Annotated in this window: 33 protein-coding genes and 1 pseudogene; 16 read left to right on the top strand and 18 right to left on the bottom strand. The window is 55.6% G+C overall.

Annotation, left to right across the window (positions count from 1 at the left end; genetic code table 11):
• Positions 1–337: 337 nt before the first annotated feature.
• The 3 genes from DXY29_RS13835 to DXY29_RS05025 form a co-directional block, all read right to left on the bottom strand.
• Positions 338–460 carry a hypothetical protein gene (locus DXY29_RS13835; RefSeq protein WP_255453054.1) on the bottom strand — a complete coding sequence of 41 codons (123 nt, stop codon included), beginning with the start codon at positions 458–460 and terminating at the stop codon, positions 338–340.
• A gap of 85 nt (positions 461–545) precedes the next feature.
• Positions 546–2,006, bottom strand: a complete 1,461-nt coding sequence (locus DXY29_RS05030; RefSeq protein ID WP_115023468.1) for a glycosyl hydrolase family 57 — start codon at positions 2,004–2,006, stop codon at positions 546–548.
• A gap of 12 nt (positions 2,007–2,018) precedes the next feature.
• The gene (locus tag DXY29_RS05025) at positions 2,019–2,360 is read right to left on the bottom strand and encodes a hypothetical protein (RefSeq protein ID WP_115024252.1); all 342 of its coding nucleotides are present in this window, start codon (positions 2,358–2,360) and stop codon (positions 2,019–2,021) included.
• Between the two features lie 157 nt (positions 2,361–2,517).
• Between DXY29_RS05025 and DXY29_RS05020 the strand changes: the two genes are divergently transcribed.
• Together DXY29_RS05020 and DXY29_RS13380 are read left to right on the top strand one after the other, a co-directional pair.
• On the top strand, positions 2,518–2,856 hold the full coding sequence (locus tag DXY29_RS05020) for a phenylpyruvate tautomerase MIF-related protein (RefSeq protein ID WP_115023466.1): 339 nt from the start codon (positions 2,518–2,520) through the stop codon (positions 2,854–2,856).
• Between the two features lie 208 nt (positions 2,857–3,064).
• Positions 3,065–3,229 (top strand): hypothetical protein, encoded by a 165-nt coding sequence (locus DXY29_RS13380; protein ID WP_170952119.1) that lies wholly within the window; start codon positions 3,065–3,067, stop codon positions 3,227–3,229.
• A gap of 135 nt (positions 3,230–3,364) precedes the next feature.
• Here the strand turns inward: DXY29_RS13380 and DXY29_RS13375 are convergent, their stop codons facing one another.
• Positions 3,365–3,529, bottom strand: a complete 165-nt coding sequence (locus DXY29_RS13375) for a hypothetical protein (RefSeq protein WP_170951148.1) — start codon at positions 3,527–3,529, stop codon at positions 3,365–3,367.
• Here DXY29_RS13375 and DXY29_RS13370 point away from each other — a divergent pair.
• From DXY29_RS13370 to DXY29_RS04990, 6 genes are all read left to right on the top strand, one after another.
• Positions 3,519–3,941, top strand: coding sequence for a hypothetical protein (locus DXY29_RS13370; protein ID WP_170952118.1), 423 nt, complete (start codon positions 3,519–3,521; stop codon positions 3,939–3,941). The genes DXY29_RS13375 and DXY29_RS13370 overlap by 11 nt on opposite strands.
• Before the next feature lie 212 nt (positions 3,942–4,153).
• Entirely contained in the window at positions 4,154–4,453 is a 300-nt protein-coding gene (locus DXY29_RS05010) for a hypothetical protein (RefSeq protein ID WP_115023461.1), read from the top strand.
• Between the two features lie 213 nt (positions 4,454–4,666).
• On the top strand, positions 4,667–4,852 hold the full coding sequence (locus tag DXY29_RS05005) for a hypothetical protein (protein ID WP_115023459.1): 186 nt from the start codon (positions 4,667–4,669) through the stop codon (positions 4,850–4,852).
• A gap of 110 nt (positions 4,853–4,962) precedes the next feature.
• Positions 4,963–5,175 carry a hypothetical protein gene (locus DXY29_RS05000; protein ID WP_115023457.1) on the top strand — a complete coding sequence of 71 codons (213 nt, stop codon included), beginning with the start codon at positions 4,963–4,965 and terminating at the stop codon, positions 5,173–5,175.
• A gap of 69 nt (positions 5,176–5,244) precedes the next feature.
• A complete protein-coding gene (locus tag DXY29_RS04995) occupies positions 5,245–5,910 on the top strand; it encodes an SDR family oxidoreductase (RefSeq protein WP_115023455.1) in 666 nt (221 codons plus the stop codon).
• Positions 5,911–5,925: 15 nt separating this feature from the next.
• The gene (locus tag DXY29_RS04990; RefSeq protein ID WP_115023453.1) at positions 5,926–6,711 is read left to right on the top strand and encodes a J domain-containing protein; all 786 of its coding nucleotides are present in this window, start codon (positions 5,926–5,928) and stop codon (positions 6,709–6,711) included.
• A 1-nt stretch (position 6,712) separates the two neighbouring features.
• On the opposite strand, the gene DXY29_RS04985 is transcribed toward DXY29_RS04990, so the two are convergent.
• Together DXY29_RS04985 and DXY29_RS04980 are read right to left on the bottom strand one after the other, a co-directional pair.
• A complete protein-coding gene (locus DXY29_RS04985; RefSeq protein WP_136987720.1) occupies positions 6,713–7,699 on the bottom strand; it encodes a hypothetical protein in 987 nt (328 codons plus the stop codon).
• A 241-nt stretch (positions 7,700–7,940) separates the two neighbouring features.
• A complete protein-coding gene (locus tag DXY29_RS04980; RefSeq protein WP_115023449.1) occupies positions 7,941–8,045 on the bottom strand; it encodes a DUF4278 domain-containing protein in 105 nt (34 codons plus the stop codon).
• 574 nt (positions 8,046–8,619) lie between these two features.
• Here DXY29_RS04980 and DXY29_RS04975 point away from each other — a divergent pair.
• Positions 8,620–8,811, top strand: coding sequence for a hypothetical protein (locus DXY29_RS04975; RefSeq protein WP_115023448.1), 192 nt, complete (start codon positions 8,620–8,622; stop codon positions 8,809–8,811).
• A pseudogene (locus DXY29_RS13925) lies at positions 8,762–8,896 on the top strand (hypothetical protein); the annotation flags it as partial. The gene DXY29_RS04975 and the pseudogene DXY29_RS13925, both read left to right, overlap by 50 nt.
• On the opposite strand, the gene DXY29_RS13830 reads toward DXY29_RS13925, so the two are convergent.
• On the bottom strand, positions 8,896–9,024 hold the full coding sequence (locus DXY29_RS13830; RefSeq protein ID WP_256377602.1) for a hypothetical protein: 129 nt from the start codon (positions 9,022–9,024) through the stop codon (positions 8,896–8,898). The pseudogene DXY29_RS13925 and the gene DXY29_RS13830 sit on opposite strands and share 1 nt — an antisense overlap.
• 6 nt (positions 9,025–9,030) lie before the next feature.
• On the opposite strand from DXY29_RS13830, the gene DXY29_RS13670 reads away from it, so the two are divergent.
• The 4 genes from DXY29_RS13670 (at position 9,031) to DXY29_RS04960 (ending at position 11,918) form a co-directional block, all read left to right on the top strand.
• The gene (locus DXY29_RS13670) at positions 9,031–9,237 is read left to right on the top strand and encodes a hypothetical protein (protein WP_244279314.1); all 207 of its coding nucleotides are present in this window, start codon (positions 9,031–9,033) and stop codon (positions 9,235–9,237) included.
• 447 nt (positions 9,238–9,684) lie between these two features.
• Positions 9,685–9,834 carry a hypothetical protein gene (locus tag DXY29_RS13365; protein WP_170952117.1) on the top strand — a complete coding sequence of 50 codons (150 nt, stop codon included), beginning with the start codon at positions 9,685–9,687 and terminating at the stop codon, positions 9,832–9,834.
• On the top strand, positions 9,831–10,040 hold the full coding sequence (locus DXY29_RS04965) for a hypothetical protein (protein WP_115023445.1): 210 nt from the start codon (positions 9,831–9,833) through the stop codon (positions 10,038–10,040). Before DXY29_RS13365 ends, DXY29_RS04965 begins: the two co-directional genes overlap by 4 nt.
• A 186-nt stretch (positions 10,041–10,226) precedes the next feature.
• Positions 10,227–11,918 (top strand): FAD-dependent oxidoreductase, encoded by a 1,692-nt coding sequence (locus tag DXY29_RS04960; protein WP_256377601.1) that lies wholly within the window; start codon positions 10,227–10,229, stop codon positions 11,916–11,918.
• A gap of 2 nt (positions 11,919–11,920) precedes the next feature.
• Here DXY29_RS04960 and DXY29_RS04955 read toward each other — a convergent pair whose 3' ends face one another.
• Both DXY29_RS04955 and DXY29_RS04950 read right to left on the bottom strand, forming a co-directional pair.
• Positions 11,921–12,133 (bottom strand): hypothetical protein, encoded by a 213-nt coding sequence (locus DXY29_RS04955; RefSeq protein ID WP_226423290.1) that lies wholly within the window; start codon positions 12,131–12,133, stop codon positions 11,921–11,923.
• 409 nt (positions 12,134–12,542) lie between these two features.
• Positions 12,543–12,848, bottom strand: a complete 306-nt coding sequence (locus tag DXY29_RS04950; protein ID WP_136987719.1) for a hypothetical protein — start codon at positions 12,846–12,848, stop codon at positions 12,543–12,545.
• 194 nt (positions 12,849–13,042) lie between these two features.
• On the opposite strand from DXY29_RS04950, the gene DXY29_RS13360 reads away from it, so the two are divergent.
• Positions 13,043–13,189 (top strand): hypothetical protein, encoded by a 147-nt coding sequence (locus DXY29_RS13360; RefSeq protein WP_166016626.1) that lies wholly within the window; start codon positions 13,043–13,045, stop codon positions 13,187–13,189.
• A 313-nt stretch (positions 13,190–13,502) separates the two neighbouring features.
• Positions 13,503–13,676 (top strand): hypothetical protein, encoded by a 174-nt coding sequence (locus DXY29_RS13355; protein ID WP_170952116.1) that lies wholly within the window; start codon positions 13,503–13,505, stop codon positions 13,674–13,676.
• A 301-nt stretch (positions 13,677–13,977) separates the two neighbouring features.
• Here DXY29_RS13355 and DXY29_RS04940 read toward each other — a convergent pair whose 3' ends face one another.
• The 9 genes from DXY29_RS04940 to phnC form a co-directional block, all read right to left on the bottom strand.
• Positions 13,978–15,516 carry a metallophosphoesterase gene (locus DXY29_RS04940; protein ID WP_115023440.1) on the bottom strand — a complete coding sequence of 513 codons (1,539 nt, stop codon included), beginning with the start codon at positions 15,514–15,516 and terminating at the stop codon, positions 13,978–13,980.
• Entirely contained in the window at positions 15,513–16,820 is a 1,308-nt protein-coding gene (locus DXY29_RS04935; protein ID WP_115023438.1) for a YegS/Rv2252/BmrU family lipid kinase, read from the bottom strand. The genes DXY29_RS04940 and DXY29_RS04935 overlap by 4 nt, the downstream gene beginning before the upstream one ends.
• 62 nt (positions 16,821–16,882) lie before the next feature.
• Positions 16,883–17,734: a phosphatase PAP2 family protein gene (locus DXY29_RS04930; RefSeq protein ID WP_115023437.1), complete on the bottom strand. Its 852-nt coding sequence runs from the start codon at positions 17,732–17,734 to the stop codon at positions 16,883–16,885.
• Between the two features lie 410 nt (positions 17,735–18,144).
• Positions 18,145–18,747: an HD domain-containing protein gene (locus DXY29_RS04925; RefSeq protein ID WP_244279313.1), complete on the bottom strand. Its 603-nt coding sequence runs from the start codon at positions 18,745–18,747 to the stop codon at positions 18,145–18,147.
• Positions 18,744–19,508, bottom strand: a complete 765-nt coding sequence (locus DXY29_RS04920; RefSeq protein ID WP_115023435.1) for a phytanoyl-CoA dioxygenase family protein — start codon at positions 19,506–19,508, stop codon at positions 18,744–18,746. The genes DXY29_RS04925 and DXY29_RS04920 overlap by 4 nt, the downstream gene beginning before the upstream one ends.
• On the bottom strand, positions 19,505–20,506 hold the full coding sequence (locus DXY29_RS04915; RefSeq protein WP_115023433.1) for a phosphonate dehydrogenase: 1,002 nt from the start codon (positions 20,504–20,506) through the stop codon (positions 19,505–19,507). Before DXY29_RS04915 ends, DXY29_RS04920 begins: the two co-directional genes overlap by 4 nt.
• On the bottom strand, positions 20,503–21,312 hold the full coding sequence (phnE, locus tag DXY29_RS04910) for a phosphonate ABC transporter, permease protein PhnE (protein ID WP_115023431.1): 810 nt from the start codon (positions 21,310–21,312) through the stop codon (positions 20,503–20,505). Before phnE ends, DXY29_RS04915 begins: the two co-directional genes overlap by 4 nt.
• Before the next feature lie 55 nt (positions 21,313–21,367).
• A complete protein-coding gene (phnD, locus tag DXY29_RS04905; protein WP_115023429.1) occupies positions 21,368–22,264 on the bottom strand; it encodes a phosphate/phosphite/phosphonate ABC transporter substrate-binding protein in 897 nt (298 codons plus the stop codon).
• A 44-nt stretch (positions 22,265–22,308) separates the two neighbouring features.
• Positions 22,309–23,073: a phosphonate ABC transporter ATP-binding protein gene (gene phnC / locus DXY29_RS04900; RefSeq protein WP_115023428.1), complete on the bottom strand. Its 765-nt coding sequence runs from the start codon at positions 23,071–23,073 to the stop codon at positions 22,309–22,311.
• Positions 23,074–23,263 lie beyond the last annotated feature (190 nt).

Here is a 23,263-nt window from a genome sequence, read left to right as displayed (position 1 = left end):
GGTGGGTAAACGTTGACATCAAAAACGATGTCATCATCAATTCACTACGTTTTAGGGAAGCTCGTAGTGAAGCAATGGAAGGATCCGGACAAAATCTCGAACGACGTTATCGGCTTGAAATCTGGAGAGAGACAGATGGCTGGATGCAAACAAGATGCAGCGATTTAGTCGAACTTGATCGAGAGAGGGATGCAGCTTCGATTTACCTTGAGTTTCGCTTGAAAGGTGTCGCCTGAGTATCAGTTCGGTGACTCGGCGACAGGAAGAGAAATCGCGACCAAAAGTGCGATCCCGATTTCAGCAATAGCCATCAGAAGCTCAGTACCGATCCCCATGATTAGTTGCGGTTCTCGTCGATAGGGGGGAGGTCGCTGGGTTGCATCAAGGCGAACACGACAGCTGCGGTGAGGACAACGCCAATGCCAACCATGGCGATGATCGCCGTCGTGTAGTCGCCCATGACTTGACCTGCTACTGCACCCACGTTACACGCATGTAACGCTCTGTAAAGCATTTCTCAGTTTTTGGTTCGCGGCTGTGGCCGCTTAGCTGCACAGCTTGGAACAATCCTCCTGACTGAGGCGTTCGTTTCCGCGGCGATGGATCTCGTGGGCGTAATCGGTCCAAGCGCCTTGCCCCCAGTACCGAAAACAGCTGGTTTCCAGCAGCAGTACATGGAGTAGCGACTCTTGATAGGCCTGCGTGCAGGTGATCGAGGAGTCTCTGTCGACTGTCTGATCAAACAGCGCATGAAACTGGGCACTCAGTTGATTCATGGGGCCCAGCACATTGGCGTAACCCTCCACCCAGCTGAGGTTGTTGGTCCAAGACGCACCCTCCATGTTGAAGTCGGCATCGGCGGCACTCAGCCTGTTGATCGCACTCTGAATACCGTCTGCAGTGGCGTTGACCCCGGCCTCTCTCCAGAGGCGGTGTTGCTGAACAGCCTGAATGGTCGGGAAGTGGGTGGGATTCACCCCGCTCCGCTCAAGGGCTTCGATGTATTCACTGCCGTTGATGGCAACGGTGCCATTGGGGTTGTCACGGATTTGGCGATTGGCCTGACGGAACGCCTCAGGGAATTCATTCATCATCACGCCCCCGTTTTCTCCATCGGCAATCTGGCTGACGAGCGATGGCACATCGACCTCGCCGAGCTGTTGGCGGTCGCAGCCCAGCGCCTCGTAATAAGGCTGCATTTGCCCCACCAGCTTGGTGTCTGAGCCCTGGGTCTTGATAAGCGCCGTGATGCAGGTTTCCTCGCCTTTGCTGTTCCTGGCAACAAGCCGATTGGGAACAAAGCACTGGTCGCGCTGCAGTGGGCTGCCGTCGATGCGCTCGACGCTGTGCTCCTGGACCAATAGCCACTGATATCCGGCATCCTTCAGGGCTTTGACAAATTCGAACAAGGTGTCGGGATGGTTCGGTAGTGCCATCTCCGGTGGGGAAAATCCCTTGACGCGTTCCAATGCTGCTCTGCCGAAACAGGCCTCGAACTGCTGTTGCCAGGCGCTGATCTGCAGTTTCAAGTCTGGGATCGGTGTTGATGGGGCAACGGCATGACTCCAAAACGTTCCAAGCCATTCCACGTGCTCCTGCATCAGGGAATCACAGGCCAGGTAATGAAGTGCGTCGCCGATATCGCGACGCCCCATCTGTTCGATTCCCCAGAGCAGATTGCCCGAATAGTCGAGCATGATTCTTGGGGCGCAGCCCTCGTTGATCAGTTCTGGCAGGAGCTCGGCAAGACGGCGGTAGCAATGTGCGAAGGGTTCAGCGTTGTGGTTATCACCTTCGTTGGGGTGATCCAGCATGTACTGAAGATGGGAAATCAATGTGTTGCCCGCTCCCGCTGGCACCGTCGGTTGGTGCATGTGGAGAGCACAGGCAAATCCCGAACGGAGTTGCTCAAACTTGATCGGGCTGGTTGACCAGGCCTGACGTGGCTTCAGCATCAAGGCCGCAACGTCCTGTTCGCGGCCGCTGATCGGTGGGCAGGTTGTCATTGAATTCGCTCGTTATTGCCAGCCGGCACGTGGTGTTTGGCGCAGCATGCCTTCCCAATGATCTCTCCATGTGTTCTGATCGCCAATGCCTGCCAGCAGTTCCACTTCGGTCGGCGCCCGATCCAGTCGCTGTCTCCAGCAGGTGATGTCTTCGGCTTGATCAAGCCAAATGCTGATGACATCTTGCCGAATCGAATCAACATCCCAGTCTTGTTGATCGGCAATGTGTTGTGACCAATGCATCAACTCGTCGAGGCTGAGAGGCCTGAAGCCCATCAATTTTAGGCCTGTGATCTGCTCAAGTTCAAAACGGCGCAGAACATCTCCCAGGCCAAAGAAATGAAGAAGGATCATGGCACTGATCACTTTGTTAGGGAACTTACGAGCTTTTTTTGAAGCACGCTGTTCAGATTGAGGATCTTTTCTTTTGGAAATGTTTGATGTTGATCGTTAGTCATGCTTGGCACTCGCTGTTGGAGAGTGCCAAGCTTTGTCTAGCTTTCTTGCCGCAATGCCCCTCATCAATGTGCGCACATCGTTGCCGGCGCTTAAGGATGGATCGGCTTTGCTGCAGGAGCTTTCCTCCGAGTTGGCCAATCAAACGGGCAAGCCGGAGGCGTACGTGATGACCCTCTTGGAGACGGGAGTACCAATGACCTTCGCCGGAAGCCACGAGCCCTGCGCCTATGTGGAGGTGAAATCGATCGGCGCACTCCGGCCACCGGCGATGACGGCCGCATTCTGTGAACTGATCCAGGTGCGCACCGGGATCCCCGCCAGTCGGGTTTACATCGGCTTTGAAGATGTCCAGGCCAGCTGCTGGGGCTGGAACGGCAACACTTTCGGTTGAGGTTCAGCACTGAAAGCCCCCATCCGCCCCGCCTGGTCGTGTCAATCACGAGGGCTGCTCTTCAGGCGGTTGAACGGCTACACACCGATTTTTGTTGTCGATTTTGCAGAACGATTCGGTTGGGTAACAACAGCTGCTAACAGCAGGTAACAGCCCAAATCGGTGCATCAATAATCTTCCTTAGCGTTGTTCAACACGAATGATTGCTGTGAGTGAATCTTTCGGAGGTCTGCCCAACAAGGAGTTGAGTTCTGGTGTGTCGCAATGGTGGCGTGAACGGGTTCAACACCTGATTGATTGTGGGCGAGCCGAAGACGCCCGGTGTCTGTATTTGGAGTTCGGCGAAGACAGCGCAGGAAGCCTGAACCTCTGAAGACCACGCATGAAAAAGGAGGGTTCCCTAAGCCCTCCCGGAGTCGACGCATTACCCCTCACCGGGGTGAACTAAGTGTTACGTACTGAACAAAGTGGCGCTGTAAGTGTTGATACCTATTCTTGATTGCGTGGATCAACCTAAGGATTGTTCTTGGCGCCGCAGGGTCTCATAGGCCTGCCAAAGGCCTTCTACTTCTGAGCACACCTCCTGACGATTGCAGACGCGATAACGGCCTTGACCGATGGCATCAATTGTTGAGCCCTTGGAGGTGGCGCAGATTCGACTGATGCTCGCCATGGAAATCCTTCGTGGGATCAAGGATCTACAACCACGCGGGTTCCACTTGCACGCTTGTTTTGCACTTCTAAATCTCTTTGGTGAAAGAAAAGAGCCATGGCTATGGGAGTGCCGTTATGCCTTCGTTGTGATTGATCTGCACATCAGCGTCGAGCCAAAAAAAGAAACCGGGCATTGCCCGGTTTCTTTCATGCTGGTGAGTTGCTTACAGAGCGCTCAGGCTTTCGAAGGCTTGGTGGTGAGTGCTGCAGACATGGCTGTGGCCAAGAGCATGCATCCGGCGACGGCGAGGAAACCCATGGTTCGGGAAAGAATTTCTCAGCCATCATTTCCACAGATGGCGTCAGCTTTTGTTGCTGTTGTCACGGAATCCGGAAGATCCATCCTTGTGGCCGTCCTCGGTCGTTTTTAGAGGCATGTCCTGGCGGTCTAGGCATGAGGAGCACAGCAATTTCCCCTTGTTGCGCCAGTAGGCCTCCATCGATCGTTCGATGCGCATCGAGCATCCCTCACAGCGAAATAACGGCATCGACGATTTCTCGACGCCGCCCTTCTAACGCAATGGCCCTGCCGAACCGGTGCTCTCTGTGACGATGGGTGTGCTTCCGCCGCTCCAGCGTTGTGATGCAGCCAGTGCGTGTGTTGCTGCTGATCCTGATTTCGCCTGTTGCCTTTGAGGCAACGGCGTTCCAGCCCTTAGACCGTGTGGACGGTTGGTTGATTGAGCGCCGTTTGGATGAAAGGCAGGAGCCGATCTGCCGTGCATCTGTTCCAGGCCCTGGCACCTGGTTTTCGGCAAGGGTCCGGTTGGATCCAGATGATTTGATTGTTGTGCCGGCTGGACTGCAGAGGCCTGATGAAGCTGCGCTGATCGCTGTTCGTGAGGCCCTCCAGCGCTGTCGCGACAGTGTTCTTTATCTCTGAGCCGATAAAGCTTTGTGGCTGGTGGTGCTGCCGCGGTGAAATCGGGCTATGAAACTCAGTGTCGGCCTTTGTCAAAAAAACGTCGACTCCTCACACCACCTGAGCCTCCGTTAACCGCGGGGGCTTTTTCTTGCCCCAATCCCGAACTACACCTTTTGATTTTGTGCTCAGCAAAAGTTTTGCGGTTGTGATGTTTTTAACGACTTTTGTCTGATGTATTGCATCGAGAGGCTTGATTCAGGGGGGCAATGGATTCAGGAGATCTGCTTCAAAACGGAGTTCAAAGCCTTTGTGAATGCCCGCACCAAATCACGTGCCACCTTGAAGACCTATCGCGTGGTTCATGCCACCTGGAATCAGGTGGTCACCGTTGTGCAGGGATCGGCTGAATCCTTTTGAATCGCTTTGATTTGGTGTCTTCAGTGCCGCTGTGATCCCGAAGACTTCAGGTCACTTCTTGGGATGGGGGATGTCCTGAGCCATAACCAGTGGCCTCGAGGACTTTGGACATGATTCTCACGCGGTATCTCAGTAGCGAAGGTTGGGTGGAGGAGTGTTCCCATGCTCACGCTTTTGATGCCTACATCGACGCACGACGTCGCTGTGTTCTTCGAGGCTGCCCGTATTTGCTCGTCAATGCGGAGACCGGCGGCACAGTTTCGGTACTCACGGTGAAGCAGTGTTTGCATCAGTACGGCGTTGATGGTGATCTATCCGATTAATCGAATCGTTTGATCTCTTCGGTGGATCGATGGAAGAGCGGGCAGGATGGCGGTGGCTGAAATTTCCCCATGTCGACGTTCCTGGTCACCGGCGCGAACCGTGGGATCGGGTTGGAATACTGCCGTCAGCTCAAGGCCCGGGGCGAGGAGGTGGTGGCGGTCTGCCGTCAAAGCAGTGATGAATTGGAGCATCTAGGGGTGCGTGTTGAAGCCGGCCTTGAACTGAGTGACAGCCAATGCATCGATGATCTGGTGCACCGCTTGACGGGCTTGCCGCTTGATGGCGTCATCCTCAATGCCGGAATCCTGCAGTCGATGCGGTTGGCCGATCTGGATCCCACGGGAATCCTTCGGCAGTTTGAGGTGAATGCCCTTGCTCCTCTGCTGCTCGCCCGGGCTTTGCTGAATCAGATGCCCCGTGGTGCCAAGTTGGTGTTGATGACCAGCCGTATGGGCTCCATTGATGACAACACATCTGGAGGTTCCTATGGCTATCGGATGTCGAAGGTGGCCCTCAATATGGCCGGAAAATCATTGGCGATCGATCTGGAGCCACTCGGCATCGCCGTTGCAATTTTGCATCCTGGATTGGTGCGTACTCGGATGATCCAGTTCAATCCAAGCGGTATTCACCCGGAGCAGGCGGTGGAGGGTCTGTTGGCACGGATTGATGCCTTGACCATGGCCAACAGCGGCAGCTTCTGGCATGCCAATGGTGAGCTATTGCCGTGGTGAGACGGGAGAAACGCTTTGGGTTTTGATCCGCGTCACTGGTCTGGCGGACGTTCTGAACAACGGGTTACCAGCAATGTTGAGGCGTTGCTGGCGGAGAACGATGCCCTTCGACGTGAGGTGTTGCGGCTCAACAGTGAGTTGGACCGACTGCAGCGGCAGCAACGCCAACGCTTCCGAACCGAAACGACTTCCCACCGCTCTTGGAGTGAGCCATCGGCCCAAGCTCCGCCGCGCATCAGCAGCCACCAGGTGCAGGCTTGGGGGCAGTCCCTTTCACAACAGCCGGGATGGAGTGTCCTGCGTCAGCGCGGGTTGGAGTCTTTGATTGATCAGCTCAATCGCAGCAGTTTCCCCTCTCATCTGACCCTTGAACAGCGACTCGATCGTCTGGTTCCTGGTTTAGGGACTGATCTTCGGGTAGCGGTTGGATCCAAGGCGAGCAAACAAACAACGGCAGTCTTGGCGGCGTTTGCGATGTTCGGCGTTCGGGCCAGCGAGTGGCTCGATGAGGATCCACGACGGGTGGTTGAACAGCTGCGTCAGCACCAGGAACAATTCAGCTCCAAGCGGCAGGGACGTCGCACGCGAAGTGATCAAAGGCGAACAGATCGTGTGGACTTTGGACATCCCCGTGATCCACGGATTGCAGCTTTAGATGTCCTCGGGTTGGACGCCAACGCGTCACTCTCCGAGATCAAGCAGGCTCACCGAAAATTGGTGAAACAGCACCATCCCGACCTTGGCGGTTCGGCAGAGGCTTTTCGCCGTGTTAATGAAGCGTATCAACGCTTGGTGAACTAACTCAGCTCCACCAGGCCTTCTGGATGTTTGTTAGCGGTGTGTCTGCATACTTGAAATAGTCAAGGTCGATGAGCGGGTCGACATTGCAGGCTTTGCCTCTGCTGATTGCCTGAGCGATACGCTCAATTCCATCGTCGGCTGAGAGCGCTCTCCCAAATTTGTCGGCGCCGTAGAAGCTATGCAGCAACCCAGTTTCCAAGATGCTGATTGCTCCTATAAAGCCAAGGGTTGCTCCCTCTGAGCGGCTTGAAGAAGCCATGAATGCTGTGACTTCCAATTCTCCGATGGGGGTGGTGTCATACCCAGCAATCAGATGGATCCAGTCGTGATGCGCGAGTGCTGCGTTACCGGCACCAAGTTCACCGGGAAGTTTGAATCCTCTTGATTGGTAAAACTCCCAGAGACTGCGTCCAAGGCTGCCCTGGGAACAGTTTTTGAGGTTGTCCCAGCGTGCAAACTCATCAGGATCCGCCGTGACACATACGCCGTAGGCGTGATCACCGTATTTTTTCAAGAGATCCTGAAAGACGGGATCGCTTTGATCATCGCCTTCTCCGATCCAGTTGCAGCGGTAAAAATCTGTTGTTGCCTGGGTGATGGCGTTGTGTGCCAATTCCCTGGCGAGGTTCAGGATCTCGCTGTTGATGTTCAGTGCGTCTGCCCAATGATCAATGTCCCTACTCAACGTCTCCGGGATTGGATTGCAAAGCATTTCGAAGGCGATCAGCAGTTCCAACAGCTCTTGGCGCTCCGGTGCTTGCGTCAACGTCTCTGCCAACGTTTCAACCTCAATTCCGGGATGGCCGGAGAAGTCAATCTCAGCGTCAAGCAGCTTCAGGAAAAGGGTGTGGGCAAGGTCCTGTTGAAAAGACGTGTACCAGTGGCCTTCAACTCTGTGGACTTGCACCAGTGCTGATGCCAGGAGATTGGCTTGTTCGTGCGAATTATGAATTAGGAACATCGTTCCAGCACGCCTTGAAGAAACCAATGCTTAGCGATGGATCGCGACTTCTGAGCGGTCTTGTCCGATGATTGAGATCAAGTTGGGGCGATTGCATGCCAGTGGAATTTGGGGTCGTCTGCATCGGTGCAGGCATCGCGATCGGTATCTCCTTGGGTGTGGCGGTTTGGTTTGAACGTTGGAAAGCCAAGCAGCCTGATCCCACGACGAAACAGCCATAAAAAAAGTCCCGCCTAAGCGGGACTTGATCGAGCGTTTTGTGCTGAGGTCAGCGAGCGACTTTCTGACCGCGATAAACGAGAACAGAACGCTGGTTGCTGGAAGCAGCTGCGTTGTTCTTGGTGTACTTCTGGCCGCGATAGGTCAGGGTCATGATGAGTTCCTCGAAGCAAGCTCAGGTCCCCGTTCCATGGCCTGAATCGAACTGCGCCTCGCCTAAGGCGGGGTGAACGTAGTTGCGTAGCTGTTGCTACACAACCTTTATAGAGGCGATATCAACCCACGTGTCGTTCGTGCTGTTACACAGCTGCAATTTTGTTTAGCCCAGGCCTGAATAACCCCGCTTGGATGCATTCCAGCGGTTTTCATTCAATTGCTTCCGCGCCCGTTTGGCGGTGTATGCACCGGGCGAGGTTTGAGTTGCGGCGTTTTTTGAGCCGCCTTGGTGATGGCCTGCAACAGAGTGGGGTAGGCAGTGGTTTGCGTCATCTCAGCGTTTCAGGAACTGATTTCATCTTGTCGCTGCTTGGTGTGACGGAATGATGGATCGGCTACCGATCTGGTGGTTCAAACTCTGACGGTTTGTTCTGGACTCAAAGCTTCCATTAACTTGTTGTCATGGTGAACAGTTCGCACGCAATCAAGTGTTCTTTGATGCTTACTTAGTGTGAAGCTGCTAGCGCCTTAAGCCTCCGTTCGTACCGTGTAGGCACACTGTTTTAGATGTCATGAAAAGCTCTCAGAGCAAAGATGATTGGGTGAAGGCACAGCAACACAAGCTTCATAAGCCCATTGATGTGGACACATTGATGTGGGTGCGAAACCGCTTAATGCGCTTGGAAGTGGAGGCGCGTTGGGCCGACCGCATTTGTGTGTTTGAGGAGTTCTTTCCTAACGACGCGATCATTCCGCGCATTTGAACGAATTCTGTTGTTGACTTTTTTGGGCCAAAAGGGAGGTGTGGCAAAAACCTGCAGCAGTCATCATCTGGCCTCTGTATGGGCTCAACAGGGCATGTCGGTGTGTGTTGTTGACGCGGATCGCAACCGTTCCGCAACCGCCTCTTCGCCTGAGGAATTCTCCCGTTTGAGGGGGTTCCAGCCGAGGCTGCAGCGAAAGCCACGCGCCGCCATGCCTACGTGATCATCACGGAGGGTCAAGCCAGAAGCCATGAAGATGAACTCAACAATCTCTCAGCAGGTGCCGTCGAGTTCAGTGTTGAACTCTCCTCAATGCTGCGGCAGATGGGCACCATGCATACCGCGTTGTTGGTGAAGGTGGATCGTCGTCAACAACGGCTTGCTCAGGATGCGAGCCAAATCTTGGATGGTTTTGGGTCGATGTGATGCAGGCAGCAATCCCCCTGTTGGCTGCGTTTGAAAAAGCAGAGGTGGCGGGTCGGCCTATGGCCAGGCGACTGTTCAGATCCGTGAACGCTTGTATGGCGATCACCCACGGCGTCGGTTGCCGATCGAACAGACAGGCCAATCGGTTGCCGCAATCATTGCTCCAGTTGAATGTTTGGTGATGGGCCGTATTTCCTGGGGGGTAAAAAATCCGACCCGTTGTTCAGCTGCTTCAACCTGGCAGTCCAATGATTTATCTGCCTCTTCAGCGCAACCTGCGGTGAAGTCCTCCCGATCTGCTGCCGTGCTCAGCGCGAGCTCCTCTGGTGAAAACGCATGATCGAAACCGTTGTGATGCTTGCGATCGGCTTGTCCATGGCCGGCGTTGTTCTGGGAACTCTCACCACTGACCAGTCGGTTTAAGTTCAGACGTCGTCGCTGCTTTTGATGCCAGGTCTTTTCGCCTTCATGCTCGGGCAGCTGGAGATCAGCAATCTCACAGCTGTCTTTCTGGTTTTGGTGGCGTTGGTGTTTGTGGGTAGCTTCGCCGTGGTGTCGTTGCAGACCGGCGAGCTGATCAAACCTCCTAAAAAATGATTGAGACGCTCTTGGTCAACGGTCAGCAGGTCGTGCTGAAGGTGCCCAGCGACCGTGTTGTTGCTGAGCGGGTGGTGCGTCACATTCAACGGCGTATTTATGAGGACGACTGGAGGCCCTACACCTGCAAAGCCGATGCACTGCGGGCATGGGTCCGCTTGGGAGGCATCCGAGTGCAGGTTCTGCACGCCTTGAAATTGGTCTGATGACGAGCTGAATTTCAGAACGATCCCAGCAACTGAGTCATCGCTGCCGCTGCACCGATCCCCCCGAAGAACAACACCAAGGGAAGAAGAACAGGCCAGCGTGCGCTTGTGTCGGGATTCATCGGATGGTTTTGAACATTCGAGACAACGCTATTGAGCCGTTCTGCTCAGTGGAGATGGCGACCGTTGCCGGCCTCAGAGCTCCATGATGCGGAGACGGTTCATTCGATCTCTGAAGGTTCGATGCCTGAGCAATCCAAGGTCACGCAGGCTGAGTCCTCCCATGTCGTGGTGATCGGTGCTGGCTGGGCGGGCTGGGGTGCTGCGAAAGCCCTCTGTGAAGCAGGCATGCGGGTCACCCTGATCGATGGGATGGCGGATCCAACAGGTCGTACGCCAACGCGCACCGCATCTGGCAACCCTTTTGAAGCCGGTACCCGTGGTTTCTGGAGGGATTACCCCAACATCAATGCGCTGACCCATGAGCTCGAGCTCGAGCATGTGTTTACCGACTTCACGACCAGTGCCTTCTGGTCTCCCGATGGTTTGGAGGCCACCGCACCGGTGTTTGGTGATGGGTGGCAGCTCCCCAGTCCTTTGGGGCAGGCCATGGCGACGGTTAAGAACTTCAAGCGCCTTCCAGTTGCCGATCGATTGAGTATCGCCGGGCTTCTGGTGGCGATGCTTGATCTCAATCGCAGTGAGGCAACATTCCGGCGTTATGACGCCATCGATGCGCTGACGCTGTTCCGCCAACTGAAGATCAGTGAGCGGATGATCAATGAGTTTTTGCGTCCGATTCTTCTGGTGGGGCTGTTCAAGCCACCCGAAGACTTATCCGCTGCCGTCACCATGGAGCTGCTCTATTACTACGCCTTGGCGCATCAGGACTCCTTCGATGTGCGCTGGATTCGTTCTGGGACCATCGCAGAGCGGTTGATCGCTCCATTGGCGGAACGCTTGCTGGACCGTTGTCAGCTCACAGTTCAGGGAGGCACACTGGCAACTTGTCTCAATCTCGATCACCAGGCAGCAGCGATCCAGTCTGTGGAGGTCCGTTCGCCCGCAACGGGACGAACAAGTGTGATCGACGATGTCGATGCGGTTGTTCTGGCGGTGGGTTCCAAGGGCATGAATGCTCTGATGGAGCAGTCGCCGTGCTGTGCGGGAGCCCTACCGGAGCTGGTGGCTGCCGGCACATTGGGCGCGATTGATGTGGTGTCGGTGCGGTTGTGGCTGGATCGCTATGTCGCAGTCGACGATCCCGCCAATGTCTTCTCGCGCTTTGCGCCATTGCAGGGTTCGGGTGCCACCTTCTTCATGCTCGACCAGCTGCAGAAAGGAGATGAAACGGATCTCTGGGGTGGTCGTGCTCCTCAGGGGTCCGTCGTTGCCAGCGACTTCTACAACGCCACAGCGATTGCGGCTCTGAGTGATCACGAGATCGTCGACACCCTGATGAAAGAGCTTCTGCCGCAGGCGGTGCCGGGTTTTCGGTTGGCGCGGGCTCTGGAGTTTGAGGTGCGGCGTTACCCGGGTTCGGTGTCGTTGTTCTCACCTGGCAGTTTCAGCCAACGTCCGCCGCTGCAAACATCGTTGCCATCCGTGGTCTGCGCTGGCGACTGGGTGCGGATGGGAGACCGGGAGCACGGTGCCAAGGGACTGTGCCAGGAACGTGCCTATGTCTGCGGCCTTGAGGCAGCCAATGCCTTGATACGGAGTGGTGTGCTCAAAGGAATGGATCGCGCGACGAGTCGAGAGCATGAAGTGCTTCCGATTCGTCCCGAAGAGCCCCAAGTGCTGCTGGGGCGGGCGATGAACAAACTCGTGATGGATCCGTTGGAGGCTTTCGGCATCCGGTTGCCTTGGATGCCCTGAGCTCAGAAATTCAGCTGACCGGAGAGCCAAAGTTCCTGCCAAGACCCTTGGGCTGCAGCACTTAACGCCATGAAGATGGTCACGCTGATGCCGCCCAGGGTTAGACCCACCCCCATCATGATCAGGGCGGTTAGCCCTTCTGCCTGGGTGAGTGGTTGCTTGTCGAGAAAGCGACGCTTGGCCATGGCTGCGGATCCGATGCTCCCGTTCTGCATCGGCCTCCGGGGTCTTGGCAACTGGCCTTATCACTCATTTATGCAGAGTTGATGCAACACCCGATGGTTGGGGTCTGAGCGAGGAATCTCAGCGAGGCTTCGCTTTCAGATCTGCGCTTGACGTCGCCCCAGAGGGTTTCATCATGCAGCTATGACAGGTTTGATCTGTGGCATGACAGCCCTGTGGCTCCACTCTTGGTGGTGTTGCAGAACAACAAATTCGCCGGCGGTCAAACGAAGCTGGCCCTATCCACGTTCCTGGAAAAACAGCTCTGATCTCTACGCAAGGCCCTGTCGTCGGCATCGCCATCTCAGAGCGCGCACCCAATTGACTGCCCGCAGTCGCCGCTTCGCCGCTGCACCCTGAAACGCGTGAAAGCCTCCGTTTTTTGCTTGGCTCCCCTTTGGTTCAAGTGAGCGATGAGAACCTCAGTTCAAAGACCTTGCTGGGCTCGTGTAAAGCATGGATTTTCACAGGCAACATTGCGGGTCGTTGTTGTTTCCATCGTGTCCAAGGTCGTTGGGATTGAGGAGCGACCTCGGCTTGGCGTGAGATCTGCACTGATGTCGCCTCTTTGATCTGGGCTTGCTGCTCCAGTTCGGCACTGAGGAAGAGTCCTGCAAGGGAAACCATCAGGATCGTCAGGATTGCTGCGAAGAGATACATGGTCGACCGAGCAATGGCTTGTTCCTGTTCCTTGCTCAGGTCGCTCATGGTCTCGGCCAAGATCTGAAAGAGGTGTATCAGGCCAAACTCTTGGCTGCGATTACAGAGAATGTCGTTTTGTGTGGGGACCTGAAGTCGACGTCGTTCGTCGCAGACGCGTTTAGGTCATTTCACCCTTAATCACAGCCTTAGTAGCTTTCGTTACTAAAAATCGTTAAGATGCTTGAACCGGCGCTTACAGCTTGAACGGCAGCCAATCGATCGAGGTCATCAGAGAGAAGCGTCGTCAGCAGCTGATGGGTCTGTCGTTTGTGGCTGCAGCGGTTGGTGTGCTGACGCTTTTGACGATGCGTCTTGGCTCCTGTTGTTCCTGGTTCGGCACGCACTGACCGCTATTGGCCTCGATTAGGGGGCTTCTGCTCGTCCCCTAGATCTGGTGTTTTTTCAGGCTAGACCCGCATCTGAGGGCTGATCACACTAGATGTGGTGTCTCCCGTCTTGCTTGTTGATGCAGGGCCGGTATCTTTCGAAAGTTCCCCATCGCCTGGCTCCAGTCCGTTCGGCTGGGGCTTTTTTGTTGTCCAGCACCGAAAGCTGTAACCAGGCAAACCAATCTCCAATTTTCTTAAGTGACAAGTGTCGGATTTTGTCGGTTGCCACCAAGCTTGTTTCCTTAGCTTGTTGCCCCCAAGACAGCTCTTGATGTCCCCCGCAGAGCTGTCGAGCATCAAATGGGAGCAGGATGGGGAGATGTCTGCCCAAGACACGTGGATCCTTGTGAAAAAGCTCACCAAGGTGGAGGAGCAAGACAAGGCATCCAGCCTGTTGCATTTGTCGTCCAAACACGTTCACTCCAAGCGCTCTAGTCGTCGCTGATGTGAATCCTGCTGATCAGCGCTCGGGTTTCTTACCGCTGCTGCTACTTAGCTCCCAGTTGTTGGAACAGATCTGAGGAGCTGGGCCCTGAGTTGTTCATGATTTCTGGTGCAATTGGGGTGAATACTGAGCAACTTCAACGTGCCTACAGAGCTTCTTGACGTTTTTTCGACATCCGCTTTGTCTTCCCTACAGCCCTCTGGTTACGGCATTCATTATCAAGGAATATGAGCTGGCTTCAATATCACAGCGCAGCGCACGGAGATGTTGAACCCTGTATGAGCTTTGTCTTGCTCACGACCTACCCCCCCAGAGTGATTGGAGCAGGTTCTGCATCAATCCATCCCTTGCTGGTTCGGGACGACACCAACGGTGTTAAGGACATCCTGAGCGGCTTTCCCTCAGCAATGTCGATGCGCAGGCCGCTGTAGGCATCTCCTTCAGCAGTGCCATTCCAGTTCCGTCCGATGAAGAGGTTGTTGCTGGCGATCACGCTGCTGTTTCCTGCCTCGCCCTGTTCGATCAGCTCAGGGCCCTCACGCCGTTGCATGCGGAGCCCATAGCCGCTTCCGCCGCAGATCACCCAGTTGATCTCGCGATCGGCGTGTCCGGTTTCATGGGTACGCAGCACCTCCATGCAGTGGGCATGGCCACTGAGAACAAGATCTACTAAAGGTGAATTAAGGGCGCCCCCAAGAGATGAAGCAACCTCGTCGAAGACATCCCTGAGGTGGTTGCGAATCGCCTGCGTATCGGCCTGACTCCATTTGGTTTTTTCTGTGACATAAGCGGGGTGATGCATCGTCAAGATGCGTCCACGTGCGTCGGGATCACGATGGGACGCGATTAGCCCTTGCTTGAGCCAGGTCAGTTGCTCTTGATCAACGGATGCACTGGGCCTGAAATGGCGTTGAAGATCGAAGCATTCCTCCTGAAGCGTTTCAAGTTCATCGAGGAGTGCATCGCGATTCTCTTCGCTGAGATTGCTGTTCGCCAAATCTCTATAGAGATTGGCTTGTTGTTGTTCAAGACTGCGTAGCTCTTGCCGACGTTTAACGTTGCTTGTCGACGGCTTGGCTGTTGTCAACAGTGTGTTCGAATCGATTGCAAAAACGTCAACACCCGAATGCCGGAAGCGGTAGTAGCGGTTGGGCAATCGAGTGTTGATCCCGGGTTGGTAGCGCAGGCATCGTTTTCCGTCCCACGAGACGTCGTAGTGCTTGTCAAGGTGATCGCCGAGATGGGTTAAGGGGATGTCGGCGAGAACATCAAGGAATGCGCGGGCATAGGTTTCCCCCTGCCGTGAGCCGCGCCATCCGGCGTCGATGTCATGCATCCATTGCAGATGCCGCCGCAATGGCAGGGTGACACCTGCAATCAATGCCACCGGAATGGAGAGGTCGTAGTAGTCGTGATTTCCCGGAACCGGAAGGAAGGGTTGGTTGAAGACAAGCCCCTCATGGCTGATGGTTTGCCAATCCTCACTGTGATGGAGCCACTCCCTGTAGGGCTTCAGAAAGTTGTCGCGGTACTGATCAGCAGCCCCCACCAGATACACCACATCTCCGGTGTGGAGCAAAAAGGCAGCGCCTTTTTTGTGGGGCAGAAGTCGTTCCGCAATTCGACGGGGTGGGCTGTGCCGCCGATGACGGCCAGTGCCACTGTCGCCAAGAACTAAGAAGTGAAAGGCATCGTGCGCTGCAGGGGTGCCATTGGCGTTGTTGATTACGAGTCGGGTTTGATCGATCCCGCGACGTATCAGCTCCGGATGCTGCCAGCGCACGCGCTTGCCCATCTGGCTGATCTTGCGTTGAAGGGGGGGATCGCTGGCGAAATTCAAAATTTCAGTGGGATGGGTGCCACCACTTGCAAGGCTTGAGGGTTCACGCTCACCGTGACGGTTTGTGCATCGAGCACTTCTCCATCAATCACCAGTTTTTGAACGTCGTTCAACTTGATTTGAATCTGCTTGGTTCGAAAACAGGCAATGTTGCTGTGGTTGGCGTTGCTGCTTTTGATGGCCGACCAGGCGAGGCTGGACAGCACCGAAAAACCACCAATGCGGTCTTTGGGAGTGGCCACAATCACTTCAAGAAGCCCATCATCGGGAATCACTTCTCCGAACCCCTGCGCCATCACCGAACTGGCTGGTGCGGCATTGGCCACGGTGATGGCGCTCGTATCCAGCTGGTATTCGTTGCCATCGATCTGCAGGGTGGCTTGGAATGGTTGTTGATCCACCAGCTGCCGGGCACCAGAAAAGATGTAGGCCATCGGGCCAAGGATGTTTTTCAGTTCACGGCTGGCTTTATCCACCATCCCCGCTTCAAAGCCAAGGCCAGCCAGCAGGATCATGGGCCGGTCGTTGCACAAGGCCACATCGACCCGTCGCAGATTGCCCAAAAGCAAATTGGTGCAGGCGGCCTTCACTCCTGTGGGGATGCCCAGGGCAACGGAAAAGGCGTTGGCTGTGCCACGGGGAATAATGCCTAGAGGGATATCACTGCCCTGCAGGGCACTGGCAACGGCACCAACGGTTCCATCACCGCCCGAGGCAATGATGATCGATTCGCCATCTCCTTCGGCATCGAATGCTTTGATCTCCTTGATCAACTCTTTAGCTTGCTCGGCAGGATCAAGATCCGGCTGGGTTTTCCAAACCTGCAGCATGAATTGTGGTTCGAGATGACTTCGAATCTCGGCGAGTTCTGTCTCAGGATCCCCTTGACCGGAGATTGGATTGAAAATCAGATAGCCCCGCCGACTGCGTTTTATGCCTTGCAACAGGGCGGATGCCGTGGCTGGATTTAGGGCGATCGGCAAGTCGCAGAGCAGGGCCGCACGAACCAGTGGTTCGGCGAGCACATCCCTGCTCATTTGTTCAGGTGGAGCCGGGAAATGGACCAGGCCACTGATCTCTCCTTCGAGGACCTTGGCCGCCATGCTGATATCCCCACCGTCACGGATGGCACGACAGGGAATGATCGAAAGCCCACCTAATTCATGGCGCAGGGTGAGCTCCTCGATCACGTCTTCGGCGATGAGAAGAGAAAAACCTGAGAGCAGCTGGGTGTTATTGGTGATCCAGGTCCCCATGGCGGGGCAAACATCTGGATCGGCATTCAAGACAATGGTGGAGGGCATGGCTCAGCCTTGGAGATGTTGTCTGCTTGTGTTGTTGTTGTTTGTTTCTTCTTCTTGGTTGGTTAGGGCTGCAATGCCGCTTGCTCCCGCTTGCAGCTGATCGAGTTGGCAATGTTGTTGGTGGCTTGCTGCACCTTCACTTCTTTGCGTGCAGCCCGCAGATCAGCACGGAATACGGGGTTGGCATGCAGTTGTGCGACCGTTGCTGCGCCAATGAGCTGCCCCGCTTGAACGTCGCTGTGCCAGTGCACGTTGCAGATGTTTCGGCTCCTTCCGTAATCCATTCCCCGTTGCAGGATCTGATCCTGTTGGTTGGGGGCAATCTCACTGAGGATTAGAGCCCAGGCCCAGCCCACAGAGGTGTGCCCGGATGGATAGGAGCCGTCGGACCGCAGAGCACTCTCATCATCAGGGGTGCAGATCGACTCCCCATTGCTCATGAACGGCCTTGATCGCTGGTAGTGGTTCTTGGCTTTGTAGGACGCCAATCCCGCATCGGTGAGTGATCGGCGAAGGAGCGTGTAAAGCCTTGGTGTGCGTTCTTCGGAAATCTCGATGCCCACACTGCAGGAAAAAATCGATGCGGCGGCAGGGAAGTGAAGATCGGCATCTGTCGCTGCTTGACTCCAGCGTGCAGTACCTTCATGTGAAAAATTGTCCTTGGAGATCTCTTCATCGAGTGCCTGTGCTGCTGATCCAGGTGCCGGCGGCGGAGCAAGCAGTTTGAGGGAGTCGGGAAGCGTTTTCGGATCGAGGTAGCCCTGCAGGAGCCCGTGTTTCAACTCCTTCAGATCACTGGGTGATCCGACGTTGGATTCGCAGTAGGTGGGTTGTGCCGCTTGAGCAGGGAGTCCTGTGACGCCTCCTAAACCGAAAAGAGCTAACACCAAAAGACCAAGTTCAATCCGACGCATCGGGCGGCAAGCAACTTGCTGTCTTCAGAGTTAGCCATTCCATTTCAGGAGAGCCATACAAACGACTGGATGCCGTTCGAATCGGCTCAACTCACCTCTGTTTGATGGTCATCGAGCTCTTTCTGAGTCGTTTGGATGGTTGACGCAGGGTGGTTTTGCGCCGCGGTTGGCGGTTTGCCCCTGGCCTGATCGATTCCTCTGCAGAATCACTGCATTGATGGGGAGCGTGGTGGCTGGAACTGGTGTGAATCCTGCGGATCAGCGCTGGGGTTTCTGGCCGCTGCTGCCACTTAGCTCCTAGTTACAGGAATAGGCCTGAGGGGCTTGTCCCTAATTTGTCCCTGGAATTGTGTGCAACTGGGATCAATGGTGTGCAACTCCCAGACAGCTGACCTCGCTTGAATCCTGCTTTACAGGAGATGGTCCAAGACGACCTGCCGGTAGGCATCCAAGTCGGGCACTTCAACCCCGTGAACCTTGGCCCGGTCGTCCCAGCGCCGCAGCGCCATGGCATCGTTCATCCCCTCCAATTCCAAGAGACGCATCGCTTCTGAACGGCTCAGTTCTCCACCCTGCACAGCGAAACTGCGTTTCGACGCATCCGATAGCCCCGCGTAATACGTCTCATCCAGCGAACACAGCAGCCGTTTGGCTGAGACATGACGCTGTACGGGGGCAACGACCTGCGCAGGGAAGAACACCGAGAGTGCTCGGGCTGCGACGGCCTCATGGGCACAGTCTTGATCGAGGAAATCTCCCCGTTCATCGTGTTCATCGATCATCAGATGGCCGATGTCATGAAGCAGTGATGCCACCACCATGTGGGGCTGGTGCGACTCCTGGTGTGCCAGAAGTGCTGTCTGCAAAGCATGCTCCAGCTGCGTCACCGATGGGTCGTAGCTGGATTGCCCGTGGGTGTTGAGATAGGCGAAGAGCAGATCAACGCGCTCTTCGCGACCCCCCGCTTGCATGGATTTCATCCATTCCATGGCGTGGTCGGCCAGTGCAGTCATGAGACGTCCTCCCCGAGAAAATGGTTGATCAAGCTGACGCGCCCTTCAGCCAGCGCCTGCTTTTTGTGGTCGTAGTACTCCGATCTCAAATCGCCTTCGGAGCTGGCGTTGTAGGTGACGTACAGCGCGCGGCGTGAACGATCAGAGCGGTTGGTGCCGCTGCGGTGCGGCGCAAAGGAGTTGAAGAACACAGCGTCTCCAGCAGCCACAGGCATCGGCGTCCATTCAAGTTGAGATGCCTGCTCAATCGGTAGACATCCATCGGCATTCACTCCAATCACCCCGTTGTGATGGGCCCCCTTGGCGAATTCCAAGCAACCATTGCTGGTATCAGCTGAATCCAAGGCCAGCAGCATCGTGATGTGCAGGGATCCATACGGATAGGCCGGTGCATCCTGATGGGGGGCATACCCGGCTGCACCGGGGTGCTTGTAGTTGATCTTTTCCTTGAACAGCACCGGTGGCTCGCCAAACAATGCTTCGAGCACGTCGTGCACCCGCCCTTGGGTTAGGAACTGATGCAGTGGAGGGTGATCCTTGGCGAAGTCTTCGGTTCGCGCTTTGACCCGGCCGTGGGCTGTGCTTTCGAAGTAGTGGCGCCCCAAGGTTGACGCGTTGGAGATGTCGTCAACCCAAGCCAACAGCTCGGCCATGGCTTCGCTTGCCACCAAGCCAGGCACATGAACGACACCGTCTTGCTGATGAAGCCCTTTGAATTGAAGGAGATCCTTCGGATCCCAGTGCGTTGTGATGTTGGTCATCTGATCGGCAACAGGGTGGTCTGAACAAGTGCCTTGAGATTGCGGGCCGCCGTCATGGCGATGTCGTCGCGGATCGATTGGACGGCCGAACCGATGTGCGGCGTGAGCACGGTGTGATCGCGTTGATCGAGCAAGGCCTGGGGAATGGAATTGGGGTGGTCCTGTCGGGCCCAGTCCTCCATCTCAAAAACATCTGCTCCGTAGCCCCCCAGCTGGCCCGATTGCAGTGCCTGCACAACAGCCTGTTCATCCACCACCGAGCCGCGGCATGGATTGATCAGCACCGCTCCCGGCTTGCAACGGGCCAATACATCCGCATTGATCAGATGCAGCGTGTCGTTTGTGAGCGGCACCATCAGCACCAGGTGATCACTGTGTTCAATTACGTCGTTGAACTCCACATGCTGCAGTTCAAGACGTTGCTCAGATTGGCGATCAAGACGAATGGGATCGCTGTAGAGGATCGTTGCGCCGAAGCCCCGCATGCGCTCGGCGAATTCAAGGCCGAGTTGCCCCATTCCCACGATGCCAACTGTGCTGTTAATCACTCCTTTGGAGTAGAAGTTCGGCCGCCATCCAGGGAACTGACCTGTGCGCACAAAGGCGTCCCCTGCCGGGATGGATCGCGCCAGGCTGATCAGCATCGCAACGGTGAGTTCTGCCGTTGGTGCCGCCAACAAATTGGGGATGAATTGATAGCGAATCTCCCGTGCATCGCAGGCGGAGAGATCGAAGTTGTCGAAACCACGCAGGGCTCCGGCAATCGAGCGCAGCCGCGGGCAGTGATCAAGAAAGTCGGCATCGACGCAATCCGGCATGAACATCAGCAGGCCGTCGGCGTCCGCTGCTGCCTCCAGCAAAGATCGACGGCTCCAGGGTTCCCGGCTGCGATTGGCGGTGACCCGTGCGAATTCGGAGAGGAAGTCAATGACCTCCTCTTGCACATAGTTCGTGACCACCAGATGGGGCCGGTGTTGATGGCTTACGAGGGTTGTCATTGCACCATCCAATGGCGCAGGGCATTGCTCATTGAATCGAGCGCCGTAACCACCACGAGCACCACCAACAGCAGGGCTGAGACCTGTTGGTACTCCATGATCCGCAGGGCACTGATGATTTCCAAGCCAATGCCGCCGGCACCCACGGCGCCCACCACCATCGAGGCTCGAAAGTTGTATTCCCAGCGGTAGAACGTGACATCCGCCATGGCTGGGAACACCTGGGGAAGGATGCTGTGAACGATCACCTGCAGTTCAGATGCCCCTGATGAGCGGGCGGCTTCGATCGGTTCTTGATCACACAGCTCGATCGCCTCGGCGTAGAACTTGCCGAGCATGCCAACGGAGTGAAGACCGAGGGCCAGCGTTCCGGGCAGTGCTCCGAAGCCCACGGCGGCCACAAGAATCATGCCGAGAATTAGCTCGGGAACGGCTCGGGTCACGTTGAGTATTGCGGTGGCCATGACGTACAAGCCACGGCTGGGGCTGGTGTTTCTTGCTGCGAAGAAACAGAGCAACAGTGAGAAGAAAACAGCGATTGAGGTGCCCGCGATGCTCATGGCCATCGAGTCGATCAAGGGCTTGATCCAGAACTGCCACCGCCCGAAATCCGGTGGGAACATTTCAGGCAGCAAGTTCAAAATCGCCGGCACCCCGGTGGCGATTCGATTCGGATCAAACAGGCCCACAACGGACAGGGAACCAACCACCGCCGTGAGAATCACCAGAACACGGAGGAATTGCTGCCGCCATCGCAGCTCATGGCGCCGAAGAATGGCGCGATAGGAATCAACGGAAGCGCTCATAACGGGAGATAAAAAATGTCCCGATGGTGTGAACCATCGGGACGGAGGTACCTGTTCAGTTGACGAACTTGCCGAGGTCGAGGCCCAGAAGATCACCCGCCTTGCGGATGCCGTCATAGTCCTGATCCGTAATCACGGCGAATCCATCGGCCTTGAAGGGCTTCAGGACGCTCTCGTCGTTCAGCTCAATGAAGGTGGTGCTGATGGTCTCCTTCAGTTCGGGCTTCAACGACGAGCGCATCGTCCAGGGGTACTGCGGGATCGGTGCTGATTTGGCGATCAACGTCACTTTCGTGTCGTCGATTTTGCCCTTCTCCTTCATCGACTCAAAAATCGGGCAGGCCATCCCACCGGCTTGAGCATTACCGTTCTGAACCGCCAAGGCCACAGCGTCATGTGCCCCGAGGAACACCCCCTCGTAGTCCTCACCCTTGGTGAGGCCATTCTCTTTGAGGGTCAGTTCCGGGAACATGCGACTGGAGGTTGAAGCTGGGTCTCCAAAGGCAAAGGTTTTGCCTTTGATCGCTTCAAAGTCGGTCACACCGGCTTCGGTGTTGCCGATCAGACACGAGTTGTAGGTCTTGGTGCCACCCTTGATCCGTGCGGCGAACGGTTCGATCTCGCTCTTGGTTTTGGCCAAGACGTACGACAGCGGTCCGAAATAGGCCAGGTCGATGCGATCGTTGCGGGCCGCCTCGATCATGGAGGAGTAATCGGTGGTGACCACCAGTTCGATCTCCTTACCGAGTTTCTGATTGAGGAAATCCTTGAGCCCCTGATTGTCCTGAATCACCGTTGCGGCATTTTCATCCGGAATCAGGGCAACAATCAGCTTGTCGGGATCACTGGTGTCGGCAGACTTACCAGTCGTTGTTTGGCTGGAGCAACCAACCAGGAAAATCGCAGCAGAGGAGAAAGCGACGGCTGTAAAACGCGCAGCTTGGGACAACATGGTGAAGAAATGAAGAGCAAGCCTGAACTCGAGACGGCGGTTTTTTAGGTAACCGCTGCCTCGATCTTGTGGCGATACAGGGCGTGAATGTCGCTGTCCTCAAGGGTCAAGGAGTGTTGGTCACAGATGATGTGACCAGCTGCCATGCCAATGATTCGATCGGCAAACTGACGCGCGAATTCCACTTGGTGCAGACTCACCAGAACAGCAATCCGATCGCGTTGGCAGATGTCCTTCAACAGCGAAAGAATCTGCAGCGAACTCTCTGGATCCAAGCTGGCGATCGGCTCATCCGCGAGGATGAGGCGTGGTTCCTGCACAAGGGCCCGAGCGATTCCAACGCGCTGCTGCTGGCCACCACTGAGGTCTTTGACGCGGGCCAGTGCCTTGTCGATCAGGCCAACGCGTTCAATGGCTGAAAGGGCTTTTTGACGATCGCTCTCCGGTAGTGGAAGCAGTGAACGCAGGAAGGAGTGGTACCCCAATCGCCCCATCAGCACGTTGTCCAGTACTGATAAGCGGTCAATCAGCTGATGCTGCTGGAACACCATCGCCGTATCCCGCCGGTGGGCGCGGAGCTGCCGTTTGGAGCATGAGCTGACTTCTCCGTGGTGCCGCGAATGAATGCTTCCTGCACACGGTTGAACCAATCCATTCAAAGAGCGAAGCAGTGTTGATTTGCCGGCCCCGGATGAACCCAGGAGAACTGCAAATTCTCCATCCTGGATTGAAAAGTTGATATCTTGAACTGCATAATTGTCATCTCCAAAAGACACTGATAGCTGCTTAATATTTAACAGGTCTTCCATTCGCCTTCTCTGTCGAGCTCGATATCTGGAAATTTAACTCTCTCCTGTTGTTGTAGGTTAAGGGGTAAATAAGGATTGATTGCGACCTGCTTATCAGTGCCCAAATAATAAGTCTTTTGGTCTGATCTTATCGCTTTGATAATCTTCGGCTTCTTTTGCTGCTTCGCTTTTGAGCGGGGACTTCGTCGCT

Origin of the sequence: Synechococcus sp. UW69 (assembly GCF_900474185.1) — a bacterium.
Lineage (GTDB): Bacteria > Cyanobacteriota > Cyanobacteriia > PCC-6307 > Cyanobiaceae > Parasynechococcus.
The sequence above is the reverse complement of the archived record's forward strand: the minus strand, read 5'-3'. Positions and strand labels throughout refer to the sequence as shown.